Consider the following 12,728-nt stretch of genomic DNA (forward strand, 5'->3'; position numbering starts at 1 on the left):
GGAATTATTGTGGGTCAGCTTGTGTAGTTTTCAAAAGCGATTGCAAGTTAGCAGCTTTTGGTTTTACAAGCCAGAATTTACGGCTGTAGAAGTCAAACTCGTTGCGGATTTTGTAAGCCCAAGCACTACCTGTTTCCTTGATGTGCTCGTCAATAATACGCAATAAGAATTCTTTATGATCTTCCATAGATTCGGTTGAAATACGGGTTAAGTCAATTAACTCGTGGTTGTAGTAATCTACAAAGTCATTATCGAGGTCAAGCACGTAAGCAAAACCGCCTGTCATACCTGCACCGAAGTTATGACCCACTTTTCCAAGCACAGTCACAACACCACCAGTCATATATTCACAGCAGTGGTCGCCTGCACCCTCAATAACAGCGAACGCACCAGAGTTACGAACTGCGAAACGCTCACCTGCTGTACCTGCAGCAAATAACTTACCGCCAGTTGCGCCATACAAACAAGTATTACCAATAATTGCTGTATTTTGTGTTTGGAAAGGTGAACCTTTTGGTGGGAAGATCGAAATACGACCACCAGCCATACCTTTACCTACATAGTCATTTGCATCACCTTCAAGACGGATGTGCAAACCACCAGCATTCCAAACACCAAGTGACTGACCAGCAGTACCTGTTAGGTTCATTACAACCGGATGTGCTTCCATACCCAAGTTGCCATAGCGACGAGCAATCTCACCCGATACACGTGCACCAATTGAACGGTCACAGTTCACGACATTAAAGTTGAATTGACCACCAGCGCTTGACTCAATTGCAGGAAGCATTTCTTCGACCATTCTTTCAGCCAATACGCCCTTGTCAAACGGTGCATTACCTTCTACTTCACAATACTGCGCTTTACCTTCAGCAGCAGGATGAGAAGTTAACAATGCACTTAAATCAAGATGAGCATGTTTCTCTGTTTCACCCGGTAAGACTTCAAGTAAATCTACACGACCAATCAAGTCTTTAAGTGAAGCTACACCAAGAGCTGCCAACCATTCACGCGTTTCTTCTGCAATAAAGTGGAAGAAATTAATGAGCATTTGTGGTTCGCCAATATAGTGCTCTTGACGTAAATGATCTTGTTGAGTCGCAACACCAGTCGCACAGTTGTTTAAGTGGCAAATACGTAGGTATTTACAACCTAATGCGATCATTGGTGTAGAACCAAAACCGAAACTTTCAGCACCTAAAATAGCTGCCTTAATAACATCAAGACCAGTCTTTAAACCACCGTCAGTTTGTACACGTACTTTGCCACGCAAGTCATTTACACGAAGTGCTTGATGCGCTTCACTCAAGCCAAGCTCCCATGGCGAACCTGCATGGTGAATTGATGAAAGCGGAGACGCAGCAGTACCACCGTCATAACCCGAAATAGTAATAAAGTCTGCATATGCTTTAGCAACACCTGCAGCAATCGTACCTACACCCGGCTCAGATACTAACTTCACAGATACCATGGCTTTCGGGTTAACTTGTTTCAAGTCAAAAATCAGTTGCGACAAATCTTCAATAGAGTAAATGTCATGATGCGGCGGAGGTGAAATAAGTGTCACACCCGGAACAGAGTAACGTAAACGTGCAATCAAGCCATTCACTTTACCACCTGGCAACTGACCACCTTCACCTGGTTTCGCACCTTGAGCAACTTTAATTTGCAAGACTTCAGCAGAAGTTAAATATGCAGGTGTTACACCAAAACGACCAGATGCAATTTGCTTAATTTTGGAGTTACGAATTGTGCCGTAACGCGCAGGATCTTCACCACCCTCACCAGAGTTTGAACGACCACCAATGGTATTCATGGCAATTGCAATTGCTTCATGGGCTTCTGGAGAAAGCGCGCCTAATGACATACCTGCCGAGTCGAAACGAGGCAAGATAGCTTCAACCGATTCAACTTGCTCAACCGGAATTGGATTGGTTGTTTTTAACTTAAATAAGTCACGAATAGTCGCGATCGGACGGTTATTCACTAACTCGGCATATTCTTTAAAGTCTTCGTATTTGCCAGAACGAACTGCCTTATGTAGCGAGTTAATCACGTCTGGGTTAAACGCATGATATTCTTTACCAAATACGAATTTCAGTAAACCACCTTGATCAATTGGTTTACGACTTGACCAAGCTGTTGCTGCTAATTTTTTCTGGTCATTTTCAAGATCAACAAAAGTTGCACCTTGGATACGACTTGGAACACCCAAGAAACACTGATCTACAACTTCAGAAGATAAGCCTACTGCTTCAAAAAGCTGACCACCACGGTAAGAAGCAACTGTAGAGATACCCATTTTTGAAAGAACTTTTAATAAGCCTTTCTCAATACCTTTACGGAAGTTTGCTTGTGCATGAATCGGATCACCTAAAAGCTCACCTTTAGCAATCAAGTCATTGATCACATCGTATGCAAGATATGGATAAACAGCAGTCGCACCAAAACCAAGTAATACCGCAAATTGGTGCGGATCACGTGCAAAACCAGTTTCAACCATAATGTTTGCATCAGTACGCAAACCAGTTTTAATGAGGTAATGGTGTACCGCACCCGTTGCAAGTGCAGCGTTTGCAGGTAAGAAACCTTCACGAATGTTTTTATCAGTTAAAACAATTAGGGTTTTACCATCACGAACAGCTTGTGCAGATTCTTCACAAATACGCGTAATTGCCGCTTGTAAACCTTCTGTTTCAGCATAGTTCAAATCAATATCAACTGCTTCATAACCCGGACGCTCAATGCTACGGATTTGCTGCATTTTTGAATTTGACAGTACAGGGCTAGAGATGATGATACGATCAGCATGCTCAGGGCCTTGTTCAAATACATTCTGCTCACGACCTAAACAGGTTTCGAGCGACATGACAATTGATTCACGCAGTGGATCAATTGGTGGGTTTGTCACCTGTGCAAATTGTTGACGGAAATAATCTGTCACATGGCGAACTTGACGAGACAATACAGCCATTGGTGTATCGTCACCCATAGAGCCAACTGCTTCCTGACCACTCTCAGCGATTGGACGTAATAACTGGTCGCGCTCTTCAAATGTCACCATAAACATTTTTTGAGCTGCTTTTAATGTTTCGCCAGTTAAACCTTTATCAACTAGTTGTTCTTCAAGTTCTGGATTTGCATTTAAGCGAATGGCATGATCACGTAACCATTCACGGTATGGACGCATGTTCTTCAAATGCGTACTAACATCTTTAGTATCAAGTACTTTACCTGTTAGGGTATCAACCACTAAGATTTGACCTGGGCCTACACGACCTTTAGAAACTACGTCTTCAGGTTCATAGCCCCAAACACCGATTTCAGATGCCAAGGTAATGTAATCATTTTTGGTAATGACCCAACGTGCAGGGCGCAGGCCATTACGGTCAAGCATACAAATCGCATGACGACCATCTTGAATAACGAGGCCTGCCGGACCATCCCAAGCTTCCATATGTTTTGAGTTGAACTCATAGAATGCACGTAAGTCTGCATCTAGAGTTTCTACATTTTGCCAAGCTGGTGGCACGAGCATACGTAAGGCACGGAATAAATCCATACCACCACCCACCAAGATCTCAAGCATGTTATCTAAGCTTGAAGAGTCCGAACCCGTACGGTTAACGATTGGATTAAGTTCAGTAAGACCTGGTAATAATGGGTTTTCGAATTTAGGAGTACGCGCTAATGCCCAATTACGGTTTGCTGTAATGGTGTTGATTTCACCATTATGTGCAAGGTAACGGAATGGCTGAGCCAAAGGCCAACGCGGTAATGTATTTGTAGAGAAACGTTGGTGGAATACCACAATATGCGATTTTAAGCGCTCATCTGCTAAGTCTGTATAGAACTCAGCAATTGCCGCAGGCATCATCAAGCCTTTATAGCTAATGACTGTTGAACAAAGCGTAGTCACATAAAATAACGGATCTTTTTGGAGTTGTTGTTCCGCACGGCGACGCGCCAAGAATAACTTACGGTTAAATTCAACCTCAGTTACACCCATTGGACAGTTCACAATGACTTGTTCAAAAGCTGGTAAAGATTGAAGTGCAATTTCACCTAATGCATCGTTGTTTGTAGGAACGATACGCCAAGCGAGAACACGTAAACCTTCTGACTCGATTTCTTTCGTTAAAATATTTTTAGAGTGCTGTGCTAATGCTGGATCAATATTTAAAAATACCGTACCCACAGCAAAAATTTCACTTAGTGTAATATCACTTAGTTTTTTTGCTTCATCACGGAAAAATTGCTTTGGCATCGCCAATAATAAGCCGCAACCATCTCCCGTCTTGCCATCTGCGGCAATACCACCACGGTGCGTCATGCAACTTAAACTGTGAATCGCGGTTTCTACTAGATGATGACTTGATTCACCCTTCATATGGGCAATCAGTCCAAAACCACAGTTATCCTTAAACTCATCAGGTTGATATAAACCTTGAGCGGGAGCTACAGTATTAGGCGATGGCATGTGCATAGCGTACCCTTCTTTCAATAAGGCTCTTTCGAGCGTCAAACAAACAACTTCTTTTTGCGATAGTGCCTACGGATGATAGTTAGCTCAATGTTTCGCAAACAAAAAATTTTGGGCTGATAAGCCAATATACGCTGTTCCATTTTTACGTACACTGGTTTTTGCTAGAAAAATGTTTTGACTTATTTCGCACTCTTTTAAAGCAGTTCGACCCCACGACTCTGCATAGAATTCACTTCTTAGAGGGCTAAAATAGTTTGCAGCACATTAATAAGCACAACAATAAAGCAAAAAGTGTGCCATATTAAAAAATTAAGACTAAACCCTTATATTTATTATAAATATAGTTATTTTATTCACGTTATCATGTAAGAAAATGACTAAATATGCACCACATCTGGTCAAAAAATATTATTATTTAACTAATTTGCACCATTTTTGCGCATATTAAGAGGTGGATTAATTCCCTTTTGTGCCCTCATTTGTGGCATTTTTCTGTTGTCCATCATTTATTCGTGTTTGCGCAGTTCTATTAGGTTGATCAATATTGGAATTTGATTGCTGTACATCAACCACATTTCCTTCTGCATCACGACGAACTATCGTCGTTTTTGTAGCTGAGTTTGTACTAGCCGCTTTCGGCTGAGCATTTGTAGCACTACTGGTAGCACCTGCCATCAATAAAGATTCATCAATTGTAGGCAAAGCAGCTGGACGCAATCGAACTTCATAAAGCTGATTATTACCACCTTTCATCTCATCTGCCCCCAAATCATTTACCAGTGAGGCATAACTTGAGAACTGTTGTGGCTGAGGTTTAACTGACTCAGGTAATTGCAGATTAATTTGTGTTAATTGCTGAATTGCATCTTCTGAACGTTTGAATGTGCCATAGACCAACACATACTGCTCTGCTTGTTGTTCCCCACTTAAGCGGAAATAAATAAATTTATTACGGTCGGTACGGTTTTTTAAAAAGTTTTTAATAATGTCTTCATCAGAGGCACGGAATAGCTCAAGCGTCCATTGTTTTTTATTTTCATTAATAAACTTTGTACCACGGAACTCAGGTTCATGCTCACCCGAAGCAACTGTTCGAGTGGTCAAATCTAGTGGACGGACTTCATCCGCTAAAGCACCCAGATTAGGAGTTGTAGCAACTTTCTCTGGTTGAATTTGTACAGGCGCCTCAGAATCAGCCGACTTTTCAACTTCAACCAGTTTTTTGCTATCGGTAATTACCCAAAAAATAAAAGCAAGGAATAAGCAGGCAATACCACCAACCAACCAGATATATTGTTGAACATTCTGCCAAAGTGTACGTGATACAGTCATGCTTTACCTTATTTATTATCCGTGTTGATTTGCCAAAATAGCCTGTTTCATCAATTCGACATCAAAGTCTTTGGTAATTACTGCTTGCCCAAGTTGCTTTAACAACACCAAACGTAATTGCCCATTGAGAACTTTTTTGTCATGAGCCATATATCCAAGGAAATCATCCAATGGAATTTGTGGACATGATATCGGCAAATTCGCACGTTGAATGATTTTTTTTGTACGAGCTACATCTTCATTTGAGATCCAGCCCAAACGTTGTGATAAATCTGCCGCCATAACCATACCGGTTGCTACAGCTTCACCATGTAACCATGTCCCGTAACCCAGATATGACTCAATCGCATGACCGAAAGTATGGCCTAAATTAAGTAAAGCGCGCTCACCTTGTTCTTTTTCATCATTCGCAACAATACGCGCTTTATGAGCACATGAACGATAGACAGCTTCTGCAAGTAAATTAGCATCTCTTGCAACAAGGCCATCCATATTTTCTTCAAGCCAAACCAAGAAATCTACATCACCTAAAAGTGCATATTTAATCACTTCAGCTAAACCAGCTGAAAGCTCACGTGCTGGCAATGTATTCAATTGTGCCATATCAGCTAAAACGACTCGTGGTTGCTGAAAAGCACCTAACATATTCTTGCCAAGCGGATGATTGATTCCTGTTTTCCCACCCACACTTGAATCGACTTGTGAAAGTAATGTGGTAGGAACCTGAACAAAATATACGCCACGTTGGAAACAAGCAGAAGCAAAACCTGCCATATCTCCAATCACACCGCCACCTAAAGCTAAAACTGTACAATCACGGTTAAAACCAGCTTCAAGCAACGCATCAAAAATTAAATTTAAATGTTGAATATCTTTATATTTTTCACCATCGGGCAGAATACAGGTCGCAACCGTTTTACCTAGACTCTTTAGAGCTTCCTGATAGTGGCTTAAATATAAAGGTGCAACTGTAACATTACTTACAATCATGACCTGTTGACCATGAATATATGGTTCTAGTAATTGTTTCGGGTCAAGTTGACTACCAATAAAAATAGGATAACGGCGTTCGCCTAATTCAACATGTAAAGTTTGCATGAATTTATAAAACCACTAGTCAGTTCGTCTATTTTAACTTGTTCGATAGAATAAGTTGCAAAATCTTTTGTGCAAGATCACGTGCAGCACCTTGATTTGTTTCAATCGTATAGTGTGCAACTTCGCGATACAAAGGATCTCTAATCTTTAATAAATCCCGCAGTTTTTGTTCAGGATTTTCAACTTGTAATAAAGGTCTGTTTTTATCGCGATAGGTTCTTTGTAGTTGTAATTCGACAGGAGTATAGAGATAAACAACAATTCCACGTTGCTTTAAAAATTCTCGATTAGGTGCTTGAGTAATGGCCCCTCCGCCTGTTGCTAGCACTAATGCTTTACGTGAAGTGAGTTCATTCAAGACCACAGTTTCACGGGTGCGAAATCCAACTTCTCCTTCTTTTTCAAAAATCCAGGGAATAGTTGCCCCTGTCTTGCGCTCAATTTCATGATCACTATCTAAAAATTCACGCCCTAATAGTTCTGCTAAATGACGTCCAACGGTTGTTTTTCCTGCCCCCATGGGCCCTACCAAATAAATATTTGGTAGGGTTTCAAACGCTTTGCTTGGCAAGGCGCCACCTATTTCAATTGCTTTCATTAAAAAATATATTAATGATTTCTCGCTAAAGTGTCATTAACAATTCGTGGTGTAACGAAAATCAGCAACTCTTGTTTATCATCAGACTTTACGTCTTTTCTAAATAAACGCCCAACTACAGGAATATCACCAAAGAAAGGAACTTTGGTTTGAGAATTCTTTGTCGTCTGCTCAAATACACCACCTAAAATGACAGTCTCCCCATTATCCACCAATACATTGGTATTGATATTATTCTTATTCAGAATTAATTCTCCATTCGGTGCCTCACCAGCTATAGAATCCTTAGAAATATCTAATTTCATTTGAATCTTGCCATCAGGTGTAATGCTCGGAGTAACATCCAGACTTAAGAGAGCATCTTTAAATGATGTTGTCGCTGCAGAACCAGCACCAGAAATGGTCGTCATTAAATAAGGAACTTGTTGACCTGTTGCAACTTTCGCAGTTTGTTTATCGGCAGTCATGACTTTAGGTGTTGAAATCACTTCACCATAGCCATCAGCTTGTAAAGCAGATAACTCAAGATCCAACATGAAGTCAGACATACTGATGAGCCCAAAGGCAATACTTCCCGCTGGATTAGAAACTCCCAAGTCAACGTTTAAGTTATCAGGGCGCTCAATAGTATATTTATAGCCTCCCGTAGTCTCATCTTTTTTAGGCTCACGCAAATTCCACAGGGTTGTTTCACTACCACCAACCAATAAGTTTTTATTATTGGTAATACCTTGCGAAAGAATACCCCACTTCACCCCAAGTTCTTTGGTAAATGATGTAGAGGCTCTTACAATACGTGCCTCAACCATGACTTGCTTAACTTGCACATCAAGCAACTCAATCATTTTACGAACTTTATCAATATTTTGTGCTGTGTCATTTACAATCAAGGTGTTAGTGCGTGAATCAGCTACAGCACTACCACGGGAGCTCAATAAACTCTCTAAAGCAAGAGTATCTGAATTGGCAGTACGGTTTGCAGCTGCCCCTTTTGCATCACGAGTATCTTCAATTAGCTTAAGTACATCAACCGCTTTCGCATAACTCATACGAATATAATCTGTTTGGATCGGAGCTAACTTAATTGTTTGCGCTAAGGCTTTTGCTTCATCATCTTCTGCTTTAATTAACTCAGCGACTGGTGCAATCCAGATCACGTTCCCGTTACGTCGTTTATCAAGGTTTTTCGTCTTTAAAATAATATCGAGTGCTTGGTCCCAAGGCACATCTTTCAAGCGTAGCGTGATATTACCTTGTACACTATCCGCAGCCACCATGTTGATACCTGTAAAATCAGCAAGTAATTGCAAAACACGGCGTACTTCAATGTCTTGGAAATCTAACGAAAGCTTATTACCAGAATAAGTCGGTGTCTTAGATGAAGAAGGTATACTTTTATCTTGTGGACGTTTTAAGCTAATCGTAAGTTTATTCTCAGCCTGATACGCCATATATTCATAGCTGCCAGATGACTGAATAGTAATTACACCAGCATCTTTTTCATTATAAGCATCAATACTTGAAACTGGCGTTGCAAAATCATTTACATTTAAACGGCGCGCTAAATGGGCCGGAATTTTTGTACCTAAAGTTCTTATAACAACTTTACTGCCTTGTTGTTGAACATCTACAGGTGTATTACTCCCTAAAAGGTCGACAACAACTAAGCCTTCTCCCTGATTACCACGTTGAAAACCAATATTTGAAACGCCTTGTTGTTGTACAGCGGCTACAGGTATAGGCTTATTACTGGTTTGGGCCGAATTAATTTTTAAAATGAAAGTATTACCTTCCACACGTGTTGTAAAAGCGCCAGCATCTTTTAGGTTTACGGTTAAACGTGAACGCTGGTCATCTGAAGTCACATCAACAGAACTTGCTTCATTGGTTGCAACTGCAATTTTAGACTGTTTTAAACTTTGCTGTGCCTTATCAAAATCTAGTATTAAACGTGAAGGATTTTCAAGTTGATAAGCTTGTGGCTGTGGTGGTAAGCCATTAAACATGACTCTAATTTCTGTGCCCTGACCTGCTATTTGCGTTGGTACAATATTGGTCATGCTGACCTGTGCAGATGCAGCCTGCATAATTGCAACAGCTACAACCCCCAAAGAAAACTGACGGAATACCTGATTCATTGTCTGACCATCCCCAATTAAATAATCTTTAAAAATACTTTTTCGTTGTTATTCCCTAAGTTTTAGGGTGCTGGCCCAATCAAGACCAATGTTCTCGGTCTCTCGACATAGCCTTCTCGACCATCTGGTACGATCTCAACCAAATCAATCTGGGTCGGGCTAATATGAGTAATACGGCCCTGATTCATACCCATATAATTACCCACTTGTACCCGTTCAATTTGATGATCTGGTGTTTGGATTAAAGCCAATATTTGACCACGATTATTACGCATGCTCCCTTTCATATTTAAAGCTTCAAGTGCATAACTTTCTAATGGCTGTGGCGTACGTGAGAAATTTGGATAAACCCGTTTTCCAGCCATAATCTTGAGTTCAGCAGCCAACGAGCTTGGCATAAATGGGCTTTTCAATTGATGAGCAGCATAATTAAATTGTGGTACAGGGGTAAAAATCGGTGCTGGTTCAATAGGTAACGGTGGCTGGTTACGGATACTTGCCATTTGCTGGTTCACAGCATCGATTCTTGAATCACATCCCACAAGGGCAGCACAAGCCAAAACATAAAGAGTAATTTGCTTAATTTTCATCATCACTCTCCTATTTCGGCTGAGCAGAAGTGCTAGTAGATGCAGAGGCTGCTGGAGCCTGGGCCGATTGTGTCGGTGTATCTGTTGCTTCTACATATCGATAAGTTTTCGCTTTAATAGAATAATTCAGTACAGGAATATCCGACTTACTATCTTTGGCTGGTGATGCATCAACAGTAAAATCGTGCATGGTTACAATACGCGGTAAAGCGGCAATACTACTTACGAAAGCTCCAAATGCGTGATAGTCCCCTGTAGCCTCAATTGCGATAGGTTGTTCGATAAAAATTTCTTGCTTAACTTCATTTTCTAAGCGGATATTTTTAAATTTCAATCCAGAGTTCACACCAGTTAAGTTAATATCTTCAACTAAACTTGGAATCTCTGTTTCTTTCGGCAACTGTTCTAATTGCTGGTTGAAATTTGCCTGCATCTCTTGAAGCTGCACTTGATACTGTTGAAGGTTACGTAATTTCGAGTCTTTTTCTCGAAATTCATTTAATAAATTACTTTCCTGAGCTTGAGCATTGTCAATTGCTTGTAGCTTTGGCTGAATAGCAACAAAATATCCCAAAGCTAACACAGCAAAGAAAATAAAAATCCAGCAAGTAATTTTTACAGATATTGGCCAACTACCATAGTTGTTCATATCCAGCGTATTAAATTGCTGAAGGAATTTATCTAAATTGAATTTCTTTTTCTTTGAAGCTGATTGCTCTAATGATAATTCTTGAAGTTCATCTTGACTCATTTGGCTGCCCCCGTGTCTTTAGCTACGGCTGGCTTATCAGCATCCTTATTCGTTGTGGTCACGCCCATTTCCCCCAAATCGACAGTCACAACAAAACTGCCATAATGATCTTCTACTCTAGGAAGAAGAGAGCTAGCAGTCTTATCTTTTTTATCTTCAGTCGCCAAGAAAGAGCTCATAAAAGCATTACGATACCAAGGAGATGCTTCAAGATTACGGAGTAATTCAGCTACCGTATTTGGACTTTCAGCCTTACCCTCTATTGTAAATTTATCCCCGGTTCGGCTAAATTTAGTGAGATACATTGCTGGTGGTGTGACTCGAACAAGTTCATCAACTAGTCGCACCACTACTGGACGTTGACCCTGCAAATCTTGAATCAACTTCATGCGCTCAATAATGGCATCACGCTGTTCTTGTAAACCGTTTAATGCTTTTAATTGCTGATCAAGATTTTGATTTGTACTTGTAATAAGTTGGTTTGCCTGCGTTTGATCATCTAGTTTATGATCAAAATAGAACCATCCCCCAAATACGGTTGTAATCCCCAAAACAACCACCCCAAAGCATAAAGTTATAAATTGTTTTTTTCGTTGCTCCCTCAGCTCTTCACGCCAAGGTAGTAAGTTAATTGTTGCCATTAATCAAAACTCCTTAAAGCCAAGCCACACGCCACCATTAAAGATGAAGCATCATTTTCAATTTTTTGAACGTCGACTTGAGGAGAAAAGCCCATTTGTAAAAATGGATTGGCAATAGTGACACGGTAACCTAATTTTTGCTGCAAAAGTTTAGCAAGGCCTGGAATGTTAGCATTCCCCCCTGCAAGCAAAATATGGTCAATTTCATTGAATTGGGATGAAGAAAAGAAAAACTGTAATGAGCGAGCTGCCTGCTGAACTACAGCATCTAGAAACGGATCTAGCACTTCAATTTCATAGTCATCTGGTAAAGTGCGGTCTTTTTTCGCTCGGCTTGCTTCTTCTAAAGACAAACCATAACGACTTTGAATTTCAAGCGTAAGTTGTTTGCCACCAAACACTTGCTCACGGGTATAAACAATCTTGCCGTTTTGCATGACAGATAATGTCGTCATGGTATGGCCAATATCTAAAATCCCTATCGTATTTGCACCCATCGGTAAGCTATCAGCAAACACACTAAAAGCACGTTCGACCGCATAACTCTCGACATCTGCCAATTTAGGATTCAAATCTGCCAACTCAAGGACTTCAACGCGTGTTTCAACGTTTTCAGTTCTTGTTGCGACCAAAAGAACATTTACACGATTTGGATTTGAAAGACGATCAGGCAAAACCTCAAAATCAAGGCTCACCTCATCCAACGGGAACGGTATGTACTGCTCCGCATCCACACGAATCTGAACTTCACGTTCGTCATCGCTCATATCTGCATCCATTTCGATAGTTTTATGAATAACCGTCGATGTCGGAACAGCAATTGCAGCATTTTTGGTCTGGGGATTTGCTAAATTCATCGCCCGTTCCAAAGCCTCTGCCACTGCTTCTGGATTTAAGATATTTTTTTCAACTACACTGTTTTCAGGTAAAGGCATCAAAGCATAGCTTTCCACCCAATATTTACCGTTCTTGACAGAGAGCTCTAACAACTTAACAGAAGTCGAACTAATATCGACGCCCATTAACCCCTTATTAGGTTTACGATATAACCTGAGCACACTATTGTCCTATTATTTTTTTATCCCCAAAAAAAA

9 protein-coding genes are annotated in these 12,728 nt (G+C 40.6%); all 9 read right to left on the minus strand.

Annotated elements, in window-relative coordinates; translation table 11 throughout:
- Nucleotides 1-4 precede the first annotated feature (4 nt).
- The 9 genes from gltB to ACG59Z_RS07285 all read right to left on the minus strand — a co-directional run bounded on the left by gltB (nucleotide 5) and on the right by ACG59Z_RS07285 (nucleotide 12,692).
- The gene (gene gltB, locus ACG59Z_RS07245) at nucleotides 5-4,480 is read right to left on the minus strand and encodes a glutamate synthase large subunit (RefSeq protein WP_400198660.1); all 4,476 of its coding nucleotides are present in this window, start codon (nucleotides 4,478-4,480) and stop codon (nucleotides 5-7) included.
- Between the two features lie 462 nt (nucleotides 4,481-4,942).
- Nucleotides 4,943-5,818: a hypothetical protein gene (locus ACG59Z_RS07250; RefSeq protein ID WP_311069802.1), complete on the minus strand. Its 876-nt coding sequence runs from the start codon at nucleotides 5,816-5,818 to the stop codon at nucleotides 4,943-4,945.
- A 15-nt stretch (nucleotides 5,819-5,833) separates the two neighbouring features.
- On the minus strand, nucleotides 5,834-6,916 hold the full coding sequence (aroB, locus tag ACG59Z_RS07255; RefSeq protein ID WP_400198662.1) for a 3-dehydroquinate synthase: 1,083 nt from the start codon (nucleotides 6,914-6,916) through the stop codon (nucleotides 5,834-5,836).
- 28 nt (nucleotides 6,917-6,944) lie between these two features.
- A complete protein-coding gene (gene aroK / locus ACG59Z_RS07260) occupies nucleotides 6,945-7,514 on the minus strand; it encodes a shikimate kinase AroK (RefSeq protein WP_000643712.1) in 570 nt (189 codons plus the stop codon).
- Nucleotides 7,515-7,525: 11 nt separating this feature from the next.
- A complete protein-coding gene (pilQ, locus tag ACG59Z_RS07265; RefSeq protein ID WP_396462574.1) occupies nucleotides 7,526-9,652 on the minus strand; it encodes a type IV pilus secretin PilQ in 2,127 nt (708 codons plus the stop codon).
- Between the two features lie 62 nt (nucleotides 9,653-9,714).
- On the minus strand, nucleotides 9,715-10,242 hold the full coding sequence (locus ACG59Z_RS07270; RefSeq protein ID WP_031956424.1) for a pilus assembly protein PilP: 528 nt from the start codon (nucleotides 10,240-10,242) through the stop codon (nucleotides 9,715-9,717).
- 10 nt (nucleotides 10,243-10,252) lie between these two features.
- Entirely contained in the window at nucleotides 10,253-10,993 is a 741-nt protein-coding gene (locus ACG59Z_RS07275) for a type 4a pilus biogenesis protein PilO (protein WP_263614733.1), read from the minus strand.
- Complete coding sequence (locus ACG59Z_RS07280) at nucleotides 10,990-11,634, minus strand: PilN domain-containing protein (RefSeq protein ID WP_031956429.1); 645 nt, start codon at nucleotides 11,632-11,634, stop codon at nucleotides 10,990-10,992. Before ACG59Z_RS07280 ends, ACG59Z_RS07275 begins: the two co-directional genes overlap by 4 nt.
- Nucleotides 11,634-12,692, minus strand: a complete 1,059-nt coding sequence (locus ACG59Z_RS07285; RefSeq protein WP_311086530.1) for a pilus assembly protein PilM — start codon at nucleotides 12,690-12,692, stop codon at nucleotides 11,634-11,636. The genes ACG59Z_RS07280 and ACG59Z_RS07285 overlap by 1 nt, the downstream gene beginning before the upstream one ends.
- Nucleotides 12,693-12,728 lie beyond the last annotated feature (36 nt).

Source organism: Acinetobacter sp. ABJ_C1_1, from assembly GCF_044684115.1.
Classification (GTDB): domain Bacteria; phylum Pseudomonadota; class Gammaproteobacteria; order Pseudomonadales; family Moraxellaceae; genus Acinetobacter; species Acinetobacter nosocomialis_A.